Origin of the sequence: Nocardia seriolae NBRC 15557, assembly GCF_007990715.1 — a bacterium.
In the GTDB taxonomy this organism is placed as follows: Bacteria; Actinomycetota; Actinomycetes; order Mycobacteriales; family Mycobacteriaceae; genus Nocardia; species Nocardia seriolae.
In genome coordinates this window covers 1-21,933 of record NZ_BJWY01000010.1, presented here as the reverse complement: position 1 = coordinate 21,933, position 21,933 = coordinate 1, and the positions used below count along the sequence as shown (strand labels likewise).

Below are 21,933 nucleotides of genomic sequence, written 5' to 3'. Positions count from 1 at the left end.
ATGTCAACGAAATTGGGCGTCTGGACGCGGCTTTCAACAACGTGGGCGCGGTCAGGGCCTTCGGTGCGGTGCAGGATATCGACGAGGGCGGCTGGCGCGCCGATCTGGAGCTCAATCTGACGGCGGTCTATTACGTTCTGCGCCACCAGGTTCCGGCGCTGGCCATCGACGGCGGCTTCACCCCTCGCTGAATCGCTTTGTGTCCATCGAGGATTCGCGACAGGCCCACCACGCGTCCGGGCACTGGAAACGCGGGGTGGGCCGGTCACTTTCGACAACAAGCCGAGGGGGTGCAGGTCCCCTGCCGTCCTGTCGCCGGTCCATGGGAGCGGGCCGCTGCCGGCCTCGCTCGAGTTCGGGGACGAGGTGGGGCGGGTTGGTCAGTCCCGCCGTCCACCTGCGTCGCCGTGGGGAGAGGGCGAATGGTGGGACGCCACCGCCCCGTCTCCCCCGCCACCCGCGCCGGCGTGTGGGACATCACGCCCGCCGCGGGTCAAGCCGAAAAGCCGACCCCCGCAATCCCTCCGCCCAACCGCAGCACAATGCAGCCGACCGCCGAGAACCAGCGCCGCCAGGCTCGCGGAGCGCGGATCGCCCGCCCCGCGAGCCGGCCACCGCACCGGCGATCGGCGGAAATCAGCCGGTGCGAAGCGATCGCGTGAGGAACACGAGGGTCGCGGGGATACGCAGTGCCGCACGAGATCGACACCCGTCGCCGTCCCGTCGGCCGCCGACTCGGACCCGTTCACATCGGCTGTGGCCGCCAAGTCTGGAAGGCCTTCGGGCAGAGCAGGGCTCGAGATCGGCGGGTGAGATTTCACCGATCCGAGGTGACCGCTCCGGGACCGCAAGGGCCGCCGAGAAGTGCAGCGTCGTAGGTGATCAGCGGTGGCCACCGGAACCACCTCCGTTGCCGCCGCCACCCGCACCGCCGCCACCGCCCATACCGCCACCGCCCATTCCGCCGCCGCCCATTCCGCCGCCGCTCATGCCGCCGCCGCCCACTCCGCCGCCGCTCATGCCGCCACCGCCCATTCCGCCGGGTGCGGAGCCGCCGCCCCTGGAGCCGCCACCGTTGGTACCGCCGGTCGCGCCGCCCGGGGAGCTTGCGCCCGAGCCGCCGGGAGAGGCTGCGCCGGAACCGATTCCGCCGCCGGGGTTGGAACCACCCGGCTTCGAACCACCGGGGCTGGAACCACCTGGGCTCGAGCCGCCGGGGTTGGAACCAGCCGGGCTGGAACCACCCGGGTTCGAACCACCCGGGCTGGAACCAGCCGGGCTGGAACCAGCCGGGCTGGAACCAGCCGGGGTTCGAACCACCGGGGCTGGAACCACCGACGTTGGATCCACCCGGGTTCGAGCCGCCGGGGTTGGCTCCGCCGGGGTTGGAAGCGCCTGGGGAGCCGCCGGTATTGGATCCGGCCGGGTTGCCGGTGGTGCCGCCGGGGGTGGAGCCCGCGCCTCCGGCCGGGGAGCCGGTGCCGGGGGTGCCTGCCGAAGGCGTTCCGCCCGTGGTGGTTCCGCCGGTTGTGCTGCCCGGGGTGGAGATTCCGGGGGTGGCACCTGTCGGGGTTCCGTCGGCCGGGGTGGACCCGGGCTGGCCGCCGCCCGCCGTTCCGCCCGGATCGGTGCTGCCGGGCTGAGCCGCGCCGGGTTGGCCGGTGCCCGGGTCGCCGGTGCCCGTGCCGGGCTGACCCGCCCCCGGTTGTGCACCGCCGGGCTGGCCCGCGTCGGGCTGACCCATGCCGGGTTGTCCTGCGGCGGGTTGGCCCGCACCCGGCAGACCGGAACCGGGTTGTGTTGTGCCGGGCAAGGTTCCGGGCAGGGTCGTGCCGGGCGAGGTCCCGGGCAGGGGCGTGCCGGGGAGGGTGCCGGAGATCGGCTGGGCGGTGTTACCGGGAATGCTGACGGCCGGGAGGGTGCCGCCGGTGATGGGGCCGACGGTCCAGCCGTTGAGGGCGGGGTTCTGGAATGGCAGGGGGTTGGTGAACTGGGCCGGGTTGGCGTAGGTGACGGCCCCGTCGGTGAAGGCGCGGGTTTCGCAGTGGGTGCCCGCGTTGGTGGTGTCGACGGGGCGGCCCTTGACCCAGGTCTGGGTGACGGTGGGGGCGATGGGCGCGTAGGCGCGGACGGCGGCCACCGTGGCGATGGCGTGGGATCCCCGGCCGGGCGGCGCGGCCGCGTCCTCCAGGACTATGACATCGCCGGTGCCGAGCGCGGTCGCACCCGCCGGCGGGTCGGCCGGTTCGGGGGCGGCCTTCAGATTGGGCGGTCCGGCGACCAGCCCGCCGAGCACGGTGGCCGCCGACATGGCCAGCGCGGAAGCCACTGCCGCACCGGAGATCACGGCCGCACGGGGCGCGTAGCGAGCGATGGCCGAGCCGTTGTCGATGCTGCGGAAGGCGGCGATGGCCGCGCCCACGGCCACGGTGTGCGCCGGATCGGGCGACATGATCACCGGGCGGCCCAGGTCGGCCAGCACCCGCGCGACCTCGGCGGGCCGCGCCGCGCCGCCGATGAGCAGCACCCGATCGATCTCCTCCATGTGCAGCCCGGCGCGGTGCACGCAGGAGCGCACCTGCCGTAGTGAATTGCGAATGTGCCAGCTGCGCAACCGATTCGTATCGGCGGCGGGCACCACGGCCGACACCGGTTGCGTCGCGCCGGGCGCGATGCTGCGGGCGTAGCGCGCCAGCAGGGTCCCGAGCGGGCGGCCGCCGTATTCGTGTGAGCGTTCGGCGCGGCCGAGGATGCCCCGCTCCTGGCGGTCGGCCTCGGTGCGCACCACCGCGAGGTCGAGGCTGTTCCCGCCGAGGTCGTAGACCAGCGTCAGTCCGGCCTCGGAGATGCCGTATTCATTGTCGAGCCATTCCACCGCGGCGACCGGCTCGGGCATGAGGGTGACGTCGGCCGCCCCGGACCAGTCCAGCGCCCGCCGCAACCGCGTGACGTGTTTGTCCGAATAGCAAGCGGGGTAGGTGGTTACGGCGGGAGCCTCGGGGGCGTTCGACTCGATGAGCCCGTTCACCACGGCCGCCACCAGGTCCGCCGGGGACCAGATGCGGCCGCCGATGACCACGGGGTCCGGCTCGGTCGTGAGATCGGCGAAGTCGGTGACGACCGGCGCAAACCGGGGAATCCCCCCGATTCGTGGCCCGCCGGCGCTGTCGAAGGTGACCGCCGTGCGGCGAACGCGCACCGAGGGCCGGATCCGATCACCGGCCGAGGTCGCCCATACGGAGTTCACTGTACCGATGCTCATGCCAAAGCCAACTGTCATCGCTATCCCGTCAACGCACCGAGACCACGGCCCCACAGGCGTACCAACCATGTGGTCGCGGTCGTTTTCCAAACAGCGCGTTCAGGTTAGCTGGCGTTTGCGGGACTTGAATATCGAATCGGGAGAAAAGATTTCGCGTCCAGTAGCGAAGATGGCGAATCTACTGGTCAGGCAACCGCCCGAGCAAGATCGAATCCGACTGCCAGACAAAAACAACCGAACAGTCTTTCCCGATGGCTACAGCTCAGCGAACGAAAAATACATACCAACCGGTAGGCGAATAGTGTCCGGAAAACAAAACCGCAACGTCAGTTCGGAGCGGGGAATTACCGATCACTGGTCGGTAGCTACCCCGGAATACCCCACGCGGGCCGCTTCACCGTCCGTGATTCGCGATGAAATCTTCTGTACTACCGGTGATGTCGCTCCGAGCAAACGCGGCATTACAACTCGCACAACATCATCGGTACGGCGCGCACGCCGGGCCCCGAAGATTCGCAGCCGAAGCCCGGCCGGATACGTTGCCAGGCACAAAAAGTCAGCGGATCCGGCACAAGAGTGCGATCCCGCCGCCCCCGTCATCCCGGAAATGGCGAAGGCCGTCGCACGCCCGGGAATCGGCGTGCGACGGCCTCGGGTGGACATCGCCGAAAGGGGTTGGATCAGCGACGCACCAGCAGTGGGAGCCTGCGGCGGGGCCGGTTGACCGCGCCACCGCGAATGGCGTGCGGCTGCCGCTCACCGACCAGTCGGTCGAAATCGCCTGCGCCACGGGCAGGCTGGGCCAACCGGCCGGCATTGAAGTCATCCACCAGCTGCCGCACGGTCTGCTGCGCACACGACTTGTTGGTCCCGATGAATCCGGTCGGCCCGCGCTTGATCCATCCGGTGACATAGGCACCCGACACCACCGCGCCGCCGGACTCCTCGGTCACCCGGCCGTCGGCATTCGGAATGATCCCGGCCCGCTCGTCGAACGGCAGCCCCGGCAGCGCCACGCCCCGGTATCCGACCGAGGTCAGCACCAGCCCGGCGTCGAAAGTCTCGACATCCTCGGTCGGCACCGCGTGCACGGCCCCGTTGTCGCCGGTGACGAGCTCGTTGCGCACCACCTCGACCCCGGTCACCCGATCCACCCCGGCAATGGCCACCGGCGCGGACAGGTACCGCAACACGATGCGCTTGCGCCCGCCGACCGGCCGTTGTGCCAAGCCGCGCAACAGCTTCAGCTTGTGCTCGACCTTCTGCGACATGCCCTCGACCGGTTCGGGAATCTCACCCTCCACCACGATGTCGACATCAGCGCCCAGCAGGTCCACGAATTCCGGCACGGTGAAGGCGGATTCGGCCGGCCCACGCCGCCCCAGGATCACGACTTCCTCGATATTGCTGCGCCGCAGTGCCGTCAGCGCCCGCTGCGAGACCTCGGTCCCGGCCAGTAGTTCCGGATCGATGGTCAGAATGCGCGCCACGTCCAGCGCCACATTGCCGTTGCCCACGATCACCGCGCGCCGCGACGACAGGTCGAAGTGCCGCCCCGCCTGCTCCGGATGCCCGTTGTACCAGGCCACGAAGTCGGTGGCGGAGACACTGCCGGGCAGCCCCTCCCCCGGAATCCCGAGCTTGCGGTCCGAGGAGGCGCCCACCGCGTAGATCACCGCGTGGAAGTGCGCCAGCAGCTCATCATGCGAAATATGCTGGCCCACATTCACATTCAGATACGACCCGAATCCCGGCTGCGCGGAGATCACGTCGTAGAGGTTGGCCACCTTGCGGGTCTTGACGTGATCGGGCGCGACACCGAAGCGAGCCAGGCCGTAGGGCTGGGTCAGCTTGTCGAACACGGTCACCGAAACACCGGGCTGGGTGAGCAATTCATCGGCCGCGTACATGGCCGAGGGCCCCGACCCGATGACGGCCACCCGCAACGGTTCCCGCCCCGGCTTGACCGCCGCCGCGGGCACCGGCCGGGCCAGCAGCGGCCGCGGCCGCTCCTGCCGGTAGAAGTCGGCATTGATCTCGATGAACGGAAGCTGTTCTGCCGTCAGCTTCTTCGTCGAGGTGATGGCGTCCACCGGGCACGCGGTGGCGCAGGCCCCGCAGTCCACGCAGGCCTGCGGGTCGACGTAGAGCATCTCCGCGGTCAGGAAGTCCGGCTCGTCCGGCGTGGGGTGGATGCAGTTGACCGGGCAGGCGTAGACGCAAGAGGCGTCACTGCAACAGGATTGGGTGACAACGTACGGCACTGGACGTTCCCCTTCCTACGCGACCTTGCCGGAACGGGCGGCCTTGGAGCGGATCGGCTCCGAGCGGTAGCGCGAGGCCCGGCCGTCGATGCCGAAGATCTTCCAGACCTGCTTGGAGATCGGGTTCATCAGGCCGATCTCGGTGGCCAGCGCGCGCACGTCGATGAAGTAGTCGCTGAAGACCTGCTTGGCCTCCTTGGAGCCGTAGAACAGCTCCTTGCGCACCGACTCCGGAATGTCGAACTCGCGGAAGAACTTCTTGGGCGGAGTCGCGATGGAGCGGCCCAGGATGAACATGACGATCGGCATGGCGATCGAGAGCACGAAGCGGTTGGCGACATTGCCCTCGGGCACATGCTGCTTGAGGAACTCGTGCGCGAAGGAGATGTGGCGCGCCTCCTCGGCGACGTGGATCGACATGACGCCGCGCATGATCGGGTGCACCTCCTCACCCGAGCGGAGGATGTCCTTCTGAATGTGGTCGATCGGCTCCTCGCCGGCGAGCACGGCCATGAAGAACAGGTTCGGGAACATGATCGCGACGGGTACCCCGAAGAAGCGCAGCTGCCGCACCAGCGGGCCCATGCCGGGCACGTCCGCGCCGATGCGGTTCACCATCTCCTGGAACATCAGGGTGTGGTTGAGCTCTTCGGACATCTCGTGGGTGCAGTACCGGAATTCCGGGTCACCGTTGGCGAGGCCGAAGGTGTGGTTCACCATGCCGCTGATCAGGATGGACTCGAACTGCAGGCCGACCTTGGCGATATTGGCCTGGCGGTACTTGCCGAGCGCGATCTGCTGCTCGACGGGCAGGGACTGGTACCACTCGTGACGGCCGAGCGGGTCCGCGGACTCCGGCAGGATCCAGCGCTCCGGGCGGGCATTGGAGTCGAAGTCGGGGTTCTCCCAGTCGATGTCTTCGAATGGGTCGAAGTTCTTGTTGACCGACCCTTCCGAAAGCAGCAGCAGCTTGTTGGCATACTCCTGAGCTTCGGCAACCACCGGGTCTTCGACGGGCGTCGTGGTGGGAGACATCGTCGTCACCTCTCCAGTAGAGCGTTTATCTGTGCCCCATGGTTACACCAAACTGGAGAGCCGTCAACAACCGCTCGCAAAGATGCTTGCACGAGCTAGCGCCGATAGACACACGATTCCCGGCAAACCCACCGTTAACAGGTCAAATGATCGATTCAGAGCGCGGCAACCCGCGTGACACGCCGGAACAGGCCCGTGAAGGAATGGTGGCGGTGGCCGCCGGAATCGTGGTCCAGCAGGGCCTGGCGGGCCGCGATGGCCGCGCCGTCGGCGATGGTGCGTTCCGGGTCCGGGCCGACCACCACCGGGCGGGCCAATTCCTTGGCCAGTACCTGTGCCACCTCGGGCGGGCGGGCCGCGCCGCCGACGACCAGGATCCGATCCACATCGGCCATGGTCACGTCCGCGATGCGCAGGCATTTGTAGACCAGACCCAGCGACCGGCGAATGTGCTCACTGCGCAACTCCCCCGAATCCGCGTCCGAGAGTCCGCGCGGCACCACCTGCGATCCGGCCGTGCGGCGCAGCTTGCGCGCCACCATGTCACCGAAGGCGCGCCCGCCGTATTCGACCGAGTGCAGCGGCAGTCCGACCACCGGATTGCTGGGCGCGCCCATGCCCACCCGCAGCAGCGTGATGTCCAGCCCGGACCCGCCGAGGTCGTAGACCAGCGCCAAACCCGGTGTGAGCGGCCCGCGTTCGGCCGCCAGCCAGGTGGCCGCGGCGATCGGCTCGGCCACCAGGGTGACGGCGGTGAGCCCGACCCCGTCCAGCGCGGTGCGCAGATCGGCGACCAGATTCGCGGGGTAACCGGCGGGGTGGGTCACCGCGATGCCCGCGTCCCCGTTCCCCAGGGGCCCGGCCGGGGACTGCCCCAGCACCTCCGAGGACACGCTGAAGGCCACTGTCGCAACGAGATCCGCGGCCGAGAGCGCCCGGTGCCCGACCCGCGCGACCGGCGCTCCGCGCTGGGTGAGGTCGGCGAATTCGGTGATCACCCGCCCGTGCCGGGGAATTCGGCCCACCCGCGCGGTACCGGAACTGTCGAAGGTGAGGGTGGTGCGCCAGGTCGCCGGCGGGCTGTTGGGGCCCTTGCGGCCGGGGGGATATTTTCCCGATCGATCGGCCGCCGTCGAGCAGACCGTATTGACCGTGCCGATTGACAAACCCACACCGAACGCCATCATCCACCTCGATCGACGAGTCCTCATCGGACCTGGCGTTGTCGCCGGCCGTCTGAACCCGACCCGAATTCATGCAACTCCTGCGCCGGATGCTTGCCAACCACCGGACACGAGGTTGTCCGCACGTGCGCCGGTCCGCCGCCAGAACCATGCTGTCCAGGCAGGCGAGAGTGCAAGGGCCCGCGCATGTTCGGGTCGCGCAATGTTTGCCCGGCTCGGTCGGTTCGCCGGATACGGGGCAGAAGGTGCCGAACGGTTCGGATGTGACAGGTGCGGTTCGGATGTGTCGAGTGACGGCGAAAACCCGTCGTCCGATACGGAAAACCCCGTCATCCCGGCGCGCTTTCCGGCCGGAATGACGGGGCGGGGGCGTCGACTCAGTTGGTGGTGGTCGTCTTCAGCATGTTGCTGCTGAGTACCGACACCACGCTGTAGGCCAGGTTGATCAGGTCCGGAGCGACGCCGGTAGTGCCCATGAGCATCTTGGCCAGCGGGCCGAAGAACTTGATGGCCGTCTGCACCAGCGTGCTCATGGTGTCGACATCCAGCCCGTCGGACTTGGCGCCCTTGTCGGCCGACGGTGACTGCGCGCCCGGATTCGCCTGCGCGCCAGGGCTCGCCGGGGACGGGGTCTGCGGGCTGGCCGGTGTGCCGGGTGATTGCGGTTGCGCGCCCGGCGACTGCGGCTGGGCACCCGGTGCGCGCTGCGGCGCCCGCTGATCCGCGATCGGCTTGACCGCCGCGCCGGGCGCACCCGGCTCCTTGCCGTGCTGCGCCGGAACGACCTGCGGCGCAACAGGTTGCGGCTGCGCGGCCGCACCCGGCTGTCCCGCGGGCGCGGGCTGCGCCTGCGGTGCGGGCTGCCCCGCGCGCGGGGCCTGCGGCGCGGTCTGCGGCACGCCCTGCTGTGCCTGCTCCCAGTTCAGGAACTGATCGGCCAGCTGCTGGAAGACCTGCAATCCGCCCTCGACCGGAGACTCACCCGCGCGTTCGGGATTCACCTCCGCCGGAGTCGGGATCTGGGGTGCCTGTGCGGGTTGCGCCGGAGTCTGCCCCGGCTGCGCGGGCGTCTGCGCCTGCTGCGCGGGGACCTGCGCCTGCGGCTGGGCCTGGGGCGCGAGCGGGGCCTGCGCCGGAACCGCGGCCTGCGGCACCTCGCCCTGAGCGGCAGCCGGTCCGGGCTGTGCCTGCGCCTGACCCGGCTGCGCGGGCGTCTGCCCCGGAACCGCGGCCGGCACCTGCACCTGGGCGGGCTGTGCCGGAACCTGTTGTCCGGGTTGCGCACCTGGCTCGGACGCCGGCTCGGCCTCGGCGGGCACGGGCACGCCCAGCAGGTAGGACGCGATCCCGGTGACAATGGTGACCGCGTGCTTGAGCTGGCCTTCCGGGCTCTCCAGTTGCACGGCATCCTCGACATTGGCGCCATTGCCCATCTCGAGGAACACGTCGGGCACCGTGGTCAGCGCGGGCCCGGCGATATCCGAGCGGGTCTGCAATCCCTCGACCGCACCGTTGTAGGTGGCGGGCTGATATCCGCTCTGCACGTAGGCATCTCGCAGCGCCTTGGTCGCGGCCAGCCCGGCGCCGGACTGCACCTCGTTGACCTTGGCGTCGGGCACCGGCAGCTGCGGCACGATGAAGTGGAAGCCGTGCCCGGTGGCCGGGCCGCTGTCGGCGTGGATGCTCAGGGCGATATCGGCGCCCGAGGCGCTGGCGGCCTTGGCCCGGTCGTCGACGCAGCCGCCCCAGCCGGTGTCGTCGGGACGGCTCATCACCACCTTCGCGCCCAGGCCCTCGAGCGAGGTGCGGACCAATTGCGCGACATTCCAGTTGATGGTGTGTTCGGCGACGCCGTGCAGGCTGGTCATGCCGGTGGTCTGGCACGCCTTGGTGCCGCCGCGGCCATCACTGACCTGCTTGTTCACGTCTTGGGTGTGGTTGGGGCCCTGATGGCCCGGGTCCAGGAAGACGGTCTTCCCGGCGAGTTTCTGGGGCAGCTCGGGCAGCGCGGGCGCGGCCAGGGCGGCGACCGGGACGATCCCGGCCACGGTGGTGATGGCCGCCGCGGTGACGGCGGTGCAGATTCCGGCCTTGGTGATGCTCGGTTTCATAAGCGGACGGCGCTCGGGCGGAGCGCCCCTCCCTTCCCACTAGTAACACCAGACTCAGCTCTTAACTCAAACCACAACCAGCACTCTGGCAACATCAGCTACCCGCTGGCAAGCTTCGTAATGGAACCGTTACCCGTGGTCGGACGTCCAAAACCACTGCTCAGGGCGTTGCCGAGGGCAATGGGCAAACGACCACCGCGTCACTATCCCGCACTCGGACGCGCGAATACGGCCGACGCGCCCGAGGAGAACGGCAGCGCGGCGGCCGCGAATCATTCGACCCCGGATCAGGCCGAAACGATCTTGTCGCCCTCCACCTTGATGGCCTTGGCATCCAGCGCGCGCGGTGCGGGCCCACCCGCCACCGACCCGTCCAAGTGGTAGCTGCTGCCGTGGCACGGGCACTTGATCAGCCCGTCGGTCACCTCGTTCACCTTGCAGCCCAGATGCGTACAGGTCGACGAGAAGCCCTGGTAGGTGCCCGCGGCCGGCTGGGTGATGACGGTGTCGCCCTTGATGATGCCGCCACCGACCGGCACATCCTTCGTGTAGGCCAGTTCGTCGTCGTCCTGCTGCTTGGCCGGGGCCTTGGCCTGGGTGGTGTTGGACGCGGCCGCGGCGGGCTCGCTCGTGCCGTCGTTGCAGGCCGCCACCGTCATCGCGGTGACGGCAATCGCCGTGGCGGCCAGGGCGGTGCGGCGGTCCAGGGCGAATCCGCCGGGGCCCGGATTGGTTTCGGTCATCGATAACTCCTCGCTCGGGGGCCGTCCGGTCGGTCTCGGGCCGGCCACTCTTGTGTGACGTGCGGGAAGCTCCGCCGGTTCACGCGCTGAGGGGCAAACGGCGCAGCGAACGCAGCGCGTAGTGCACGCGGGTCTTCACGGTGCCGACCGGTATCCCCAGATCCGCGGCGACGTCCTGGTAGGCGCGATCGCGCAGGATGACCTGCACGACCGCGTCGCGCTGGGCCGCCGGAAGCTGGGCCAGCAGGTCGGCGACCAACAGCCCGTCGGTCAGATCTTCCACGAAATCGGGGCGGGCACTGTGATTTTCGGCCTGTTCCCCGATCTCGTCCCAGTTGGTGTCGCCGGGGCGGGCGGCCCGGAAGCGGGCGGTGTCGGTGAGGACGTTGCGTTCGATGGTGAGCAGCCAGGTGCGCACGCTGCCCCGGCCGGGGTCGTAGCTGGCGCAGGCGCGCCAGCCGCGCAGCAGGGTCTCCTGTACCGCGTGCTCGGCCAGGCCCGGATCACCGAGGCGGCTCATGGCCCGCCAGTGCAGCAGTCCACGGTCGGCGGCCAGCACGGCCGCCAGGCCCGCGTCGGTGCACAGCCGGGCGCAGTGCGCGGCGCATTCGGTCACGATGACCGGGCAAGGACTTCCCATGTCCTGAATATCGTCGGGAAGCCCGCAAGGGCATCGCTCGCGATTGTGTAATTACCCGAATCCGGCCGATTTCCCGAAAACAGACCGGATTTTCTGATAGACCCCTCCCCGGGAGACGCGGGGGTCACCCGACGCCGCACGCCGGGAACCGTGCGGCGCAAGTGAGCTGCTCAGGGAGGCAAACTGTGCGTGCAGGCGCGCTCGTGGCCGCGGGAGCCTTCGCTTCCGCGCTGACAATGACGGCATCGGGAATCGCGGCCGCCGAACTGGCCACCGATATCACGGTCGACGGCACCTACTTGGTCAATGTGGATATCGAGCCGGGCACCTATATCGGCGACGGGACGCCCGACCCGGCCACCGGCGGCTGCTTCTGGCGGCGGCTGTGGAAGGTCCAGACCCCCACCGACTATCCGGACCCGAACTACTACATCATCGCCAGTGACTTCGTCCGCACCAAGCCGGTCACCGTGGAGATCAAGGCGACCGACGTGGCGTTCTCCACCCAGAACTGCGGTGCCTGGCACCTGGCGCCCGCCCGACCGAACACCGGGTCATTCGGATAACCCTGCTCGCGCGAAGGAATTCCGCCGACGCGGCTAGGGTGACGGCATGACCAGGCGCAAGATTCTCATCACCGGTGCCAGCTCGGGCTTGGGCGCGGGCATGGCCCGCGAATTCGCCCGGCGCGGCCGCGATCTCGCCCTGTGCGCGCGGCGCGTGGCGAACCTCGAGGAACTGCGCGACGAACTGCTCGCCGCGCACCCGGAAATTACGATCGCGGTCCGCGGCCTGGACGTGGACGACCACGCGGCCGTCCCGAAGGTCTTCGAGAAACTGCGCGCCGAGCTCGGCGGCCTGGACCGGGTCATCGTCAATGCCGGGATCGGGAAGGGCGCCCGCATCGGCACCGGGCGGGCGGATGCGAATCTGGCCACGGCCACCACGAATTTCGTGAGCGCGCTGGCCCAGGCCGAGGCGGCGATGAGCATCTTCCGGCAGCAGCAGGCGGGACACCTGGTGCTCATCTCCTCCATGAGCGCCGTGCGCGGGCTGCCCGGGAAGAAGACGGCCTATGCCGCCAGCAAGGCGGGCGTGACGGCGCTGGGCGAGGGGCTGGCCATCGAGCTGCGCGGCACCCCGATCAAGGTGACCACGGTGCAGCCGGGCTTCATCGCCACCGATATGGCCGCCAAGGCCGGGGACGCCAAGCTCGTCGTGCCGCTGGACAAGGGCGTCGGCTCCATGGTGGCCGCCATCGAACGCGAGGCCGTGCGCGCGTCGGTGCCCGAATGGCCCTGGCGCGTACTGGGTCTGGTGATGCCGCTGCTCCCCCGCGCCGTCATGGCCCGGATGGGCTGACCTGCCGTCGCCCGGCGAAGTCGGCGGGGCCGGGTTCCCCGGCGATCGTGGCCCGGAAGGGGGCCGGGCCGCTAGGGTCGGGTGTATGGCGAAGTTCACCACCTGGGACGGGCTGGAGCTCAACTACACCGTCTGGGAGGGCGAGGGCGTGCCGGTGGTCCTCCAGCACGGGATTGTGGCCGATACCAATGCCAATTGGATGAGCGTCGGCGTGGTCGCCGCGCTGCGCCGGGCGGGGCACCACGTCATCTCGCTGGATGCGCGCGGGCACGGGCGGTCGGAGAAGCCGCACGACCGGAGCCGCTATTCGTGGCAGTTCATGGCCGACGATCTGCGTGCGCTGTTCGATGAGCTCGGGCTGGATCGGGTTGCGCTGGTCGGCTATTCGATGGGCGGGATCATCTCGCTGCTGGTCGCCTCGGCCGACGAGCGGGTGGAGCGGCTGGCCATCGGCGGCATCGGGTGCGGGGTGGTGGACTGCGGCGGAATCGACTGGCGCGTCATCGATGCCGAGGACATCGTGACCGCCATGACCGGCAACCTCAGCGACGCCGTTCCGCAGGCCCGCATGTTCCGGATCCTGGCCGACGCGCTGGGCGCGGACCGCGAGGCCATCGCCACCGTCGCCCAGGGCATCAGCGAGGCCCCGATCGAAAACCTCGGCGGCATCACGATTCCGGCCCTGGTGCTAGCCGGCGACGCCGACCCGTTCGCGGCCGAACCCGAACGTCTCGCCGCCGCCCTGCCCGATGCGCGGTGCGTGGTGGTCCCCGGCGATCACCTCGCCGCCGTCGCCGAACCCGGCTTCTCAGCCGCCCTGGTCGACTTCTTGAAGTGAAAGACTCAGTACTGCTCGAAGTGAAAGACTCAGTACTGCTTGCGATGCGGGACGAATTCCAGGGTGAGCAGTGCGAGCGCCACGATCACTACCTCGCGCCACCGCAGCAGGACGTACCGCTGATCGCCGAAGGCGTTGAACTTCCGTAGGAATCGATACAGCGATTCCAGCCGGATCAGCGAATCGCCCAGCCGCACGGCCCGATACGCGAGCTGCATCGGCCGCGACCGCTGCTTGTCGGCGAAGATCTCCGGAAAAGCCGCGAAGGCCAGTGAGATTCGCTTGATGCCGCGCCCACGGGAGTAATCCACCAGGTCGACGATCATGCGCTCGTCGAGGCCGTTGGGCGCGTCGTGCCGCCGCCACGGCACGTCCAGGCTCAGTTCCCGGCCGTTGTCGGAGACGCCGTAGCGCTGGAATCCCACGACCCGCCCGTCGGCGTCGCGCGCCATGACCACCAGCATGCCGGGATGCCGCCCGTCGAGCAGGTGGTCGAGGATCATGGAGAAGCCGCGGGTCTGCCGCCCCTGCCCCCACTCGTCCACGATGCCCAGCAGGGTCTCGCGCTGGGGTTCGGTGAGCGCGACCTCGGGCACGATCTCGGTGGTCACGCCGAAGTTCTTGGTGCGGCTCACCGCCTGGCGCAGGTTGCGGAATTTGCGGCCCACCAGATCGAATCCGCCCACGTCGATGACGACGTCGCGGCCGATGGCGATGGCCCGCAGCCCGCGGTGATCCACGGCCCGGCGCTGCCAGGTCCGGGTGACCTGGGGGCTCGCGCCCAGGATCGCGATCTTCCAGCCGTGGCTGCCCGCGAAAAGCGAGAAATCGGTGAGCAATTCGGGGAAGCGCCCCGCGTCGCCGATGGGATCGCCCGCGACGACGGCGATTCCGAGCCGGGCCCGGTAGGCGATGGCCGCGGAGCCGTCGTCATTGAAGAAGTAGCTCTTGGACGAGTGGAGTGCGAAGGGGGCCAAGGGATCCCCATGGCTGCGCCGCACCAGCTCGGCTACCCGGGGTAGCTGTTCGGGCTGGGGCTTGCTGCCCTGCGGCAGCACCAGGATAGCGCCGCTGGCGGCCAGGAAGACGAAGCCGGCGACCGGGTGCTCGGTCCGGTAGGAGAAGTTGGAGACCACCAGGGTCATGGCCGCGAAGGTCAGGTGCGGCAGGGTGATGGGCCGGCGCAGGTACAGGCCACGCGCCACGAACAGTCCGGCGACCGACACCGCCACGAACCAGCCGTGGTCGTCGCCCTCGCGGGAGGCGCGTTCGGCCGCCCACACCAGGATGACGCTGCCCAGGACCAGCGCCCCCATCAGCCCGACGCGGGTGTTCGGACCGGCGGTGAAGGTGGTTTCCCGATACGCCGTCAGCGTCGGATTCGGTATGCGTTCCTCACGCATCTGGACCCCTCTTCTCCACACGCGAAAGCCTTGCGGGCCCTCTCCCCATGGTGATCATCCCATGTCTCCTCTACGACACACTATGCCGGAGAGACGATTCGGGGCATGCGGTTATTCCGGCCACCCCAGGCGCGGTGAGGTCAACACGGGATCGGTAATGCCATTGTGGCAGGCCAGACCGACAGCGTCCCAGCCCGCGAGCCGCGAGCCCGCCTCGTACTGGGATTGGAAGAAATCCAGCGCGGTGCCGACCGGGTCGGCGGTGGCGCGCACGTCGTCATAGGCCAGGTAGGCATTGTGGCCCGCGCCCGAGACCGCCCATTTCGCCGACCCGGGCCGCAGCGGTTGATCGGCGAGTCCGGCGGGTTCGGGCGCGGTGTAGGAGTAGAAGGTCGGCGCGGGGACCTTGTCGTCGCCGAACCAGAACCCGGCGCTGATCACCTCGCGGGAATACGCCTCGCGGGTCACGAGATCCACGCTGTCGGGCATGTCGATCTTTCGGTCGGAGAAGCGCTGGACCGCGACATCGAAGGTGTGCCAGAAGAGTTGGACCGGCGAGGTCTTGCCCGAGTAGGTGGCGCTGAACTGCTCCAGGATGCGGCCGACCTGGCTCTGCACCCGGAAGGCGCGCTGGGCGGCGGCCGGATCGTAGGTGCGGTGTTCCTCGTCCTCGTCGAAGGGGCGACCGTGGTCGGGCAGGTCGAAGGGGGTGGGGTGGGCCAGGACGACGTCGATGCCCAGATTGCGCAGCCCGTTCATGACCTCGACGTAGAAGACGGCCACCGACTGCCCGAGCGGTATCTCCTCCTGGGTGCCGCGGTCGTTCGAGATCCGCAGCACGTGGTCGAAGAAGTCGAATTCGCAGGTGAAGACCGGGCCGTCGGTGGCACTGCCCAGGGGGACCGTGGTCCAGCCCCGGGCGGTGAGCCGATAGGTCATGTGCCACCAGTGGTTGCGCCTGATCCCCTTGGCCAGCGCGACCTTGCCGATGATCTGGGCGTAGCGGTGCAGGGTTTCCTTGGTGGGCCGCCAGGAGTCGAGCGGGATGGCGGGCAGAATTTCCTCGGCCATTCGATCATCCTATCCAGCTACCGAATAGCTACAGCTGTTCGGCTACCGGCCGTCGCCGGTGTGCCCGGCGAGCAGTTCGCTGAACGGCCGGACCGCGCCGACGCCATTGCCGGAACTGCGGTGGCGGACCGGCTCGTCCTGCAGGAAGCCCTGCACGCCGGTGGCTTCGGCGACCATCAGCTGGGCCAGTTCCGCGGCCGCGCGATGCACGCGCTCGGTCAGGCCGGTGGAGCCGAAGTCCTCGGTGGCCGCGAAGACACCCGTAGGGACCACGACCGCCCGCAGGTAGGCGAACAGCGGGCGCATGGCGAAGTCGAGCACCATGGAATGCCGGGCCGTGCCCGCGGTCGCGGCGATGAGGACCGGCATACCGTTGAGCGCATCGGTGTCCAGGATGTCGACGAACATCTTGAACAGGCCGCTGTAGCTCGCGGTGAAAACCGGTGTCACCGCGATGATGCCGTCGGCGTCGGAAACCCGCTGCCGGGCCGCGGCCACGGCGGGGGTGGGCAGCCCGGTGGTCATGGTGGTGGCGAGATCGCTTGCCAGTTCCCGCAGTTCGATCACCTCGACCTCGAGGCTCTCCCCGCGCCCGCCCACCGCCGCGGTGACCGCGGCGGCGAGCTGGTCGGCGAGCAGCCGGGTGGACGAGGGCTGCGAGAGCCCGGCGGTCAGCACGACGAGTTTGCGACTCATGGCCGTCCTCAATTCTCTTCGGCGAGCACGCGCTCGCGGGCGGGCTCGACCAGGTGGTGCGGGGCGTCGGGACCGGCGGCGACCAGCGACGCGTGGGTCGGCAGGTCACTGGGCACCCCGGCGGGGCGGCGGGCCTCGAATTCCTTGCGCAGCACCGGGACAACCTCGCGGCCGAGGATCTCGACCTGCTCGAGCACCAGCTCCAGCGGCAGGCCCGCGTGGTCCATGAGGAACAGCTGGCGCTGGTAGTCACCGACATTGTCGGCGAATCCCAGGGTGCGTTCGATGACCTGCTCGGGCGTGCCCACGGTGAGCGGGGTCATTTCGCTGAAGTCCTCCAGCGACGGGCCGTGACCGTAGACGGGCGCATTGTCGAAGTAGGGCCGGAAGATTCGCTTGGCCTCGGCCTCGGTCCCGGCCATGAAGACCTGCCCGCCGAGTCCGACGATGGCCTGTTCGGCCGCGCCGTGCCCGTAGTGCTCGAAGCGGCGGCGGTACAGGGTCACCATCTGCCTGGTGTGCTCCGGGTTCCAGAAAATATTGTTGTGGAAGAACCCGTCGCCGTAATAGGCGGCCTGCTCGGCGATCTCGGGCGAGCGGATGGAACCGTGCCACACGAACGGCGGGGTGCCGTCCAGCGGTGCGGGTGTCGAGGTGTAGCCCTGCAGCGGGGTGCGGAACTTGCCCTCCCAGTTCACATTCCGTTCGCGCCACAGCCGCCGCAGCAGGTGGTAGTTCTCCACCGCGAGCGGGATGCCGTCACGAATGTCCTTGCCGAACCACGGATAGACGGGTCCGGTATTGCCGCGGCCCATCATGAGGTCCACCCGGCCGCCGGACAGGTGCTGCAGCATGGCGAAGTCCTCGGCGATCTTCACCGGGTCGTTGGTGGTGATGAGCGTGGTCGCGGTGGACAGTGCCAGCCGGTCGGTCTTGGCCGCGATATAGCCGAGCATGGTGGTCGGCGAGGACGGCACGAACGGCGGATTGTGGTGCTCACCGGTGGCGAAGACGTCGAGGCCGACCTCCTCGGCCTTGCGGGCGATGGCGACCATGGCCTGGATGCGTTCGGCCTCGGTCGGGGTCCGGCCGGTGGTGGGGTCCATGGTGACGTCGCCGACGCTGAATAGTCCGAACTGCACGGGTCCTCCTGTGGTCGCTTCCACCTTTGGTGGATATGGCAACCACCTGAACATACGGGGTCGCGGGCGTATTCCGGGGCCCGGCGAGCGGGTGATTCGTGCCACTTCCAGCCCGCTGGACAACCCCCGCGCCCGGGCCGGAATTCCGCTCACACCTGCCCGGTTCGGCCCGAGAGGACTGCGGAGTACCCGCAAACTACCTGCGGGTACAGCGAAAGACTCAGTAGTGCAAGATCTTTCGACGTATCCTGAACATTCCCCGCGCAACGCCGGAGATCTCGAGCATGGACAGGGGGTAGATCCAATGGCGGACAACACCGTCGGTACGGCATATGCCGTTGTCGTGACCGCGGTCGCCGATCCTATGCAGGTGGAGGGCCTGGAATGGGATCGTGCGGTGGAATACCTGCCCAGTATCGATTCCCGCAGCATGCAGAAGTGGGTGCGCGCGCAGGAGGCCGGTGCGCGGCGCGGCGTCGTCATTCCCGGCCCGCACCGCCGGGCCGCCCCGCGCCACCCGTACCGCGAAATCTGTGTCCCCTCGGCCGAGTATCAGCTCTTCAGCGCGGCCGTCCGCACCAATCGCCGCCGGGCGCTGGCCACCACCTGCCCGGAAGACGAGGCCCGTCAGCGAGCCCGCCTGCTGTCCACCGCGCATTGATCGCGTCGGTCGCGCGCCGACCGGCGCACCGGTACCCGGCCCGCGCGGTCTGGCAACTGCGCGAGGGACTTTCCCTGTGGCGCGGCCCGGCCCTCGCGGATGTGGCCGAACTGCCGTTCGCGGCGGCGACCACCACCCGACTCACCGAACTGCGCACCACCGCGACCGAGGCACTTCTCACCACCGAATTGACCACGCGCCCCGGCGATTCCCTACTGATCGCCGAACTCGAGGACCTGATCGCGGCCACCCCTCTCCGCGAGCCCCTGCGACTGCTGCACCTTCGCGGCCTCCACGACGCGGGCCGGACCACGGCGGCCCTCGCCACCTTCGACCACTACCGAACCCTGCTGGCCACCGAGATCGGCACCGACCCCGGCCCCGAACTCCTCGACCTGCACCTCAAACTCCTCCGCGGCGAGATCCCCGCACGGCCCAATGAGCAGCGTGCCGCCGAGCAGACTCTGCCTGCACCGCATCCGCAGGCCGGACACGACAGCCACCCGGGAGCGCGTCCGCACCCGGGCGGGGACGGCAATCCGGTGGCGGCCCAACTGGATTCGCACGCAGAACGCGGCCGGATGCCGCCGGGGGCGCGACGGGAGCGAGATTCGACGGGCGGCGAGGTGGGGGCGAGGGGGCGGTTGCGGGCTCCGTTGACGAGTTTTGTCGGGCGGGAGATGGACCGGGGGGAGGTGGCGGGTCGGCTGGGGCGGGCTCGGCTGGTGACCCTGGTGGGGCCGGGCGGGGCAGGAAGACGCGGCTGGCCGTCACGCTCGGGGGCGAGTTGGGTGGGCGGTTTCCGGGTGGCGTGGGGGTGGCGGAATTGGCCGCGATGACCGACGTCTCGGATCTGCCGCAGGCGGTGGCCGCCGGGCTCGGTGTGGCGATGTCGCGTGCGCATGAGCCGTCCGGGGCGGATCCGGTGGCGTCGCTGGCGGAGGCGTTGCCGACCGCGCCCGCCCTGCTGATCCTCGACAATTGCGAGCACCTCGTCGACGGGGTGGCGCGGTTCGCCGAGGATCTCCTCGGGCGGGTGCCGGAGCCCCTGGCACCCGCCTTCGCCCTGCATTCCCTACTCGCGAAAGCGGCGGCGAGCCCAGCCGCGTGGGCGCGGCTGACGCTACTGGGGCGGGCCTGGATGGGGCAGCCGAATTGGCCTGGGCGCTGATGGAATTGGCGGCAGAGCGGGTCGAAGCCGGGCTCGAAGTGGTGCGACCGCGGTTGGGGCACAGGGACGCTTGGACTCGGGGGATGTTCTGGCTGGTGAGGTCGTTCCTGCGCGCCAACGATTCCGGGGTGGCCGGGCTGGACGGGGATTTGCGGGCGGCCGCGGGATGTTTCGAGGAGGCCGGGGAGCGGTGGGGGTGGTCTACGGCGTTGACTTATCTGGCGTTCGCCCAGGCCACGCTCGGGGATTTCGCCGGGGCTTCGGAGTCGGTGTTCGCGGCGCTGGTACCGGCACAGGAGTTGGGTAATGCGGTCACGCTGCGGGTTTGGCTGGTCATGATCCGGCTGCATTCCGGTGCGGTGGGGGCGGCGCGTACGGAGCTGGAGACCTTGCCGAGGGAGCAGTTGGCGACCGGGGATGCGGTGCTGGCGCGGTTGCTGGCAGCGGATATCGCTCGATTCGAGGGAGAGCTGGGCGAATCGGCGCGGGTGCTGGCTGCGGTGGAGCGCGATCTGAATCGGGTAGTGAACGAGGATCGTTCGTATCGGGCCATGTTCGGGCTGCGGATGGGGTTGTTACGAGCCACGGAGGGACGGGTCGGGGCGGCCGTGGTGCATTGCTCCGACACGTGGGCGACCGCGGTGGCGATCAGGGACATGCCGATGGCCGCCGAGGTGAGTGTCGGGGTGGCTCGGACCTGTCTGGCGGCCGGGCTGCCCGGCGCGGCGGCGGAGGCGCTGGGGCGGGGCACGCACTGCGGGGTGCGGCCGACGCCCGGTATCCCGACATCGTGGCGCTGCGAGCGGAATTGGCGGCGGCGATCGGAGACGACGCCGTTGTCGCTCACGAACGTGGCCGAGTTCTCACCCGTAGCGAGGCGGTGGCCGCGATCGAGGCGTGCCTGGCGGCAGTCCGTATGAGCGGGATGTGAGCCCGGTGTGAGTGCCGGCCCGCAGTGTGGGCCGCATGCGAAATGAATCCGACCTGTACGAGTATCTGACCGTCTATCCACACGAAATGGCCTTCGGTGCCGACGATCCGGGTGTCGTGGTGGACCGCTGGTTCACCCCCGATATCGCTTTCCGCAATGACGGCCTGAGCTCGACGCGCGAAGCGCTGGTCACCCACGCGCGCCCGGCACGCAAGAATGCCGAGGCGGTGCGGGTGAAGGTGCATCGCGCCCTGCTGTCGGGCGACGCCATAGCGGCGCACTACACGCTGTACGCCACGCTTCGCTCCACCGGGCCGACCGCCACCGAGATCTGCATGGTGGGCCGCCTGGCCGCCGACGAGCGGATCGCCGAGATCGATCAGCTGACCCGTGCCGTGCCGGTGGAGGGCGAGTAGTCGTGGGGTCCATCTTGCTGGCCGGGCAGGTGACGCTGGCCCTCGGGTTGACGGTGCTGCTGGGTGTGGAATGCGCGGAATTGGCTCGGCTGCGGCGGTTTTCGACGGCCGCCGAGTTGCCGCACGTGTCGCGGCGGGTGATCGCGGTGGTGCCGCCGATGTGCGGTGCCGTCGGGATGACGGGTGGGCTGCTGCTGCGCCGGGGGTTCGAGGGTGGCCCGTGGGTGGCGGCGGGCGTGGTCTCGGTGATCATCATCTCGGTGTCGGCCGCGGTCACGCTTCGACTGCTGCGCAATGGAAATCGACCGCAGGGGCGCGCGATATAGGCATTGGCGGCGGTGCAGTGGGGTGCGCCCGCCTTCACGCTGGCGGGGGCGTTTCTGATGGCGGCGCGGCCGCATCAGGTGGTCGGCGCGCTGACGCCGATCGCGGTGGCCGCGGCCGTCGCGGTGGCGGCCTTCACCGCCGCGCGGGTACCGGAACCGGAGGTTGTGCGATGAAGCTCTTGCGCCGAATCGCCTGGGCCGCCATCGCCTTCTGGGTGGTGGCCATCGTCGTGCTCATCCTGCTGGTCACCTACCGCAGTCCGGTGTTGTGGCTGCTGCCGCTGCTGTGCGTGGGCGTCGCGCTGACCGTCGCGCAGGCCCTGATATACGTGCTGGCCGCGCACGCAGGCCTCACGGTGAACAGCGATACCGAATTCCTGCTCACCGTCCTGGTTTTCGGTGCGGGCACCGATTACGCCCTGCTGCTCACAGCCCGCTATCGGGAGGAGCTGCGCCGCGCGGAGGATCGCTACGCGGCCATGGCCACCGCGATCCGCCGGGCCGGACCGGCGATCGCCGCCAGCGCGGTGACGGTCGCGGTGAGCCCAGCACAGGACCAGCAGGGCCGGATACAGGGTGATGAGCACCGCGAAGCTGACCAGCACGCCGGTCGCCATCACCGAGCCCAGGCTCTTGGTCGAGTTCAGGTCGGCGACGACCAGGCACAGCTAGTGTCG

Annotated in this window: 22 protein-coding genes and 1 pseudogene; 12 read left to right on the top strand and 11 right to left on the bottom strand. The window is 69.4% G+C overall.

Features of this window, described 5'->3' with window-relative positions:
- Window positions 1-41 precede the first annotated feature (41 nt).
- Window positions 42-191, top strand: a complete 150-nt coding sequence (locus tag NS2_RS05170; RefSeq protein ID WP_177327171.1) for a hypothetical protein — start codon at window positions 42-44, stop codon at window positions 189-191.
- A gap of 626 nt (window positions 192-817) precedes the next feature.
- On the opposite strand, the gene NS2_RS05165 is transcribed toward NS2_RS05170, so the two are convergent.
- From NS2_RS05165 to NS2_RS05135, 7 genes are all read right to left on the bottom strand, one after another.
- Complete coding sequence (locus NS2_RS05165) at window positions 818-3,262, bottom strand: Hsp70 family protein (RefSeq protein ID WP_158660772.1); 2,445 nt, start codon at window positions 3,260-3,262, stop codon at window positions 818-820.
- A gap of 680 nt (window positions 3,263-3,942) precedes the next feature.
- Window positions 3,943-5,526, bottom strand: a complete 1,584-nt coding sequence (locus tag NS2_RS05160; protein WP_033086185.1) for an FAD-dependent oxidoreductase — start codon at window positions 5,524-5,526, stop codon at window positions 3,943-3,945.
- A gap of 15 nt (window positions 5,527-5,541) precedes the next feature.
- Window positions 5,542-6,561, bottom strand: coding sequence for an AurF N-oxygenase family protein (locus tag NS2_RS05155; RefSeq protein ID WP_033086184.1), 1,020 nt, complete (start codon window positions 6,559-6,561; stop codon window positions 5,542-5,544).
- A 155-nt stretch (window positions 6,562-6,716) separates the two neighbouring features.
- The gene (locus tag NS2_RS05150) at window positions 6,717-7,733 is read right to left on the bottom strand and encodes an Hsp70 family protein (protein WP_228102685.1); all 1,017 of its coding nucleotides are present in this window, start codon (window positions 7,731-7,733) and stop codon (window positions 6,717-6,719) included.
- A gap of 389 nt (window positions 7,734-8,122) precedes the next feature.
- The gene (locus NS2_RS38175; RefSeq protein ID WP_045436522.1) at window positions 8,123-9,856 is read right to left on the bottom strand and encodes an N-acetylmuramoyl-L-alanine amidase; all 1,734 of its coding nucleotides are present in this window, start codon (window positions 9,854-9,856) and stop codon (window positions 8,123-8,125) included.
- Between the two features lie 287 nt (window positions 9,857-10,143).
- Window positions 10,144-10,599 (bottom strand): QcrA and Rieske domain-containing protein, encoded by a 456-nt coding sequence (locus NS2_RS05140; RefSeq protein ID WP_045436519.1) that lies wholly within the window; start codon window positions 10,597-10,599, stop codon window positions 10,144-10,146.
- Between the two features lie 79 nt (window positions 10,600-10,678).
- Window positions 10,679-11,239, bottom strand: coding sequence for a sigma-70 family RNA polymerase sigma factor (locus NS2_RS05135; RefSeq protein ID WP_052086056.1), 561 nt, complete (start codon window positions 11,237-11,239; stop codon window positions 10,679-10,681).
- 185 nt (window positions 11,240-11,424) lie between these two features.
- On the opposite strand from NS2_RS05135, the gene NS2_RS05130 reads away from it, so the two are divergent.
- The 3 genes from NS2_RS05130 (at window position 11,425) to NS2_RS05120 (ending at window position 13,439) form a co-directional block, all read left to right on the top strand.
- Window positions 11,425-11,805, top strand: a complete 381-nt coding sequence (locus NS2_RS05130; protein WP_033086183.1) for an Rv1352/Rv1906c domain-containing protein — start codon at window positions 11,425-11,427, stop codon at window positions 11,803-11,805.
- 46 nt (window positions 11,806-11,851) lie between these two features.
- On the top strand, window positions 11,852-12,601 hold the full coding sequence (locus NS2_RS05125; protein ID WP_033086182.1) for an SDR family oxidoreductase: 750 nt from the start codon (window positions 11,852-11,854) through the stop codon (window positions 12,599-12,601).
- Window positions 12,602-12,686: 85 nt separating this feature from the next.
- Entirely contained in the window at window positions 12,687-13,439 is a 753-nt protein-coding gene (locus NS2_RS05120; protein ID WP_033086181.1) for an alpha/beta fold hydrolase, read from the top strand.
- A gap of 29 nt (window positions 13,440-13,468) precedes the next feature.
- Here the strand turns inward: NS2_RS05120 and NS2_RS05115 are convergent, their stop codons facing one another.
- The 4 genes from NS2_RS05115 to NS2_RS05100 all read right to left on the bottom strand — a co-directional run bounded on the left by NS2_RS05115 (window position 13,469) and on the right by NS2_RS05100 (window position 17,751).
- The gene (locus tag NS2_RS05115; RefSeq protein WP_033086180.1) at window positions 13,469-14,842 is read right to left on the bottom strand and encodes a bifunctional lysylphosphatidylglycerol flippase/synthetase MprF; all 1,374 of its coding nucleotides are present in this window, start codon (window positions 14,840-14,842) and stop codon (window positions 13,469-13,471) included.
- Window positions 14,843-14,953: 111 nt separating this feature from the next.
- Entirely contained in the window at window positions 14,954-15,913 is a 960-nt protein-coding gene (locus NS2_RS05110; protein WP_033086179.1) for a DUF5996 family protein, read from the bottom strand.
- Between the two features lie 42 nt (window positions 15,914-15,955).
- Window positions 15,956-16,609: an FMN reductase gene (locus NS2_RS05105; RefSeq protein ID WP_033086178.1), complete on the bottom strand. Its 654-nt coding sequence runs from the start codon at window positions 16,607-16,609 to the stop codon at window positions 15,956-15,958.
- A gap of 8 nt (window positions 16,610-16,617) precedes the next feature.
- Window positions 16,618-17,751, bottom strand: a complete 1,134-nt coding sequence (locus NS2_RS05100) for an LLM class flavin-dependent oxidoreductase (protein WP_033086177.1) — start codon at window positions 17,749-17,751, stop codon at window positions 16,618-16,620.
- Between the two features lie 304 nt (window positions 17,752-18,055).
- On the opposite strand from NS2_RS05100, the gene NS2_RS35820 reads away from it, so the two are divergent.
- The 8 genes and pseudogenes from NS2_RS35820 to NS2_RS37155 all read left to right on the top strand — a co-directional run.
- Window positions 18,056-18,412 (top strand): hypothetical protein, encoded by a 357-nt coding sequence (locus NS2_RS35820; RefSeq protein WP_033086176.1) that lies wholly within the window; start codon window positions 18,056-18,058, stop codon window positions 18,410-18,412.
- Entirely contained in the window at window positions 18,409-19,251 is an 843-nt protein-coding gene (locus tag NS2_RS05095) for a BTAD domain-containing putative transcriptional regulator (protein WP_033086175.1), read from the top strand. Before NS2_RS35820 ends, NS2_RS05095 begins: the two co-directional genes overlap by 4 nt.
- Complete coding sequence (locus tag NS2_RS05090; RefSeq protein ID WP_147207090.1) at window positions 19,248-19,583, top strand: hypothetical protein; 336 nt, start codon at window positions 19,248-19,250, stop codon at window positions 19,581-19,583. The genes NS2_RS05095 and NS2_RS05090 overlap by 4 nt, the downstream gene beginning before the upstream one ends.
- An 83-nt stretch (window positions 19,584-19,666) precedes the next feature.
- Window positions 19,667-20,503 carry a hypothetical protein gene (locus NS2_RS05085; protein WP_143161406.1) on the top strand — a complete coding sequence of 279 codons (837 nt, stop codon included), beginning with the start codon at window positions 19,667-19,669 and terminating at the stop codon, window positions 20,501-20,503.
- Between the two features lie 46 nt (window positions 20,504-20,549).
- Entirely contained in the window at window positions 20,550-20,930 is a 381-nt protein-coding gene (locus NS2_RS05080) for a nuclear transport factor 2 family protein (protein ID WP_033086227.1), read from the top strand.
- A gap of 2 nt (window positions 20,931-20,932) precedes the next feature.
- Entirely contained in the window at window positions 20,933-21,256 is a 324-nt protein-coding gene (locus tag NS2_RS37165) for a hypothetical protein (protein WP_033086172.1), read from the top strand.
- A gap of 3 nt (window positions 21,257-21,259) precedes the next feature.
- Window positions 21,260-21,430: a hypothetical protein gene (locus NS2_RS37160; protein ID WP_155241101.1), complete on the top strand. Its 171-nt coding sequence runs from the start codon at window positions 21,260-21,262 to the stop codon at window positions 21,428-21,430.
- Window positions 21,427-21,789 (top strand): annotated as a pseudogene (locus NS2_RS37155) (MMPL family transporter); the annotation flags it as partial. The gene NS2_RS37160 and the pseudogene NS2_RS37155, both read left to right, overlap by 4 nt.
- Window positions 21,790-21,933 lie beyond the last annotated feature (144 nt).

Coding starts and splice junctions, on each gene's coding strand:
- NS2_RS05165 (WP_158660772.1), bottom strand. CDS start 3,262: ATGAGCATCGGTACAGTGAACTCCGTATGGGCGACCTCGGCCGGTGAT.
- NS2_RS05155 (WP_033086184.1), bottom strand. CDS start 6,561: ATGTCTCCCACCACGACGCCCGTCGAAGACCCGGTGGTTGCCGAAGCT.
- NS2_RS38175 (WP_045436522.1), bottom strand. CDS start 9,856: ATGAAACCGAGCATCACCAAGGCCGGAATCTGCACCGCCGTCACCGCG.
- NS2_RS05140 (WP_045436519.1), bottom strand. CDS start 10,599: ATGACCGAAACCAATCCGGGCCCCGGCGGATTCGCCCTGGACCGCCGC.
- NS2_RS05135 (WP_052086056.1), bottom strand. CDS start 11,239: ATGGGAAGTCCTTGCCCGGTCATCGTGACCGAATGCGCCGCGCACTGC.
- NS2_RS05125 (WP_033086182.1), top strand. CDS start 11,852: ATGACCAGGCGCAAGATTCTCATCACCGGTGCCAGCTCGGGCTTGGGC.
- NS2_RS05120 (WP_033086181.1), top strand. CDS start 12,687: ATGGCGAAGTTCACCACCTGGGACGGGCTGGAGCTCAACTACACCGTC.
- NS2_RS05115 (WP_033086180.1), bottom strand. CDS start 14,842: ATGCGTGAGGAACGCATACCGAATCCGACGCTGACGGCGTATCGGGAA.
- NS2_RS05110 (WP_033086179.1), bottom strand. CDS start 15,913: ATGGCCGAGGAAATTCTGCCCGCCATCCCGCTCGACTCCTGGCGGCCC.
- NS2_RS05105 (WP_033086178.1), bottom strand. CDS start 16,609: ATGAGTCGCAAACTCGTCGTGCTGACCGCCGGGCTCTCGCAGCCCTCG.
- NS2_RS35820 (WP_033086176.1), top strand. CDS start 18,056: ATGGCGGACAACACCGTCGGTACGGCATATGCCGTTGTCGTGACCGCG.
- NS2_RS05090 (WP_147207090.1), top strand. CDS start 19,248: ATGACCGACGTCTCGGATCTGCCGCAGGCGGTGGCCGCCGGGCTCGGT.
- NS2_RS05085 (WP_143161406.1), top strand. CDS start 19,667: ATGTTCTGGCTGGTGAGGTCGTTCCTGCGCGCCAACGATTCCGGGGTG.
- NS2_RS05080 (WP_033086227.1), top strand. CDS start 20,550: ATGCGAAATGAATCCGACCTGTACGAGTATCTGACCGTCTATCCACAC.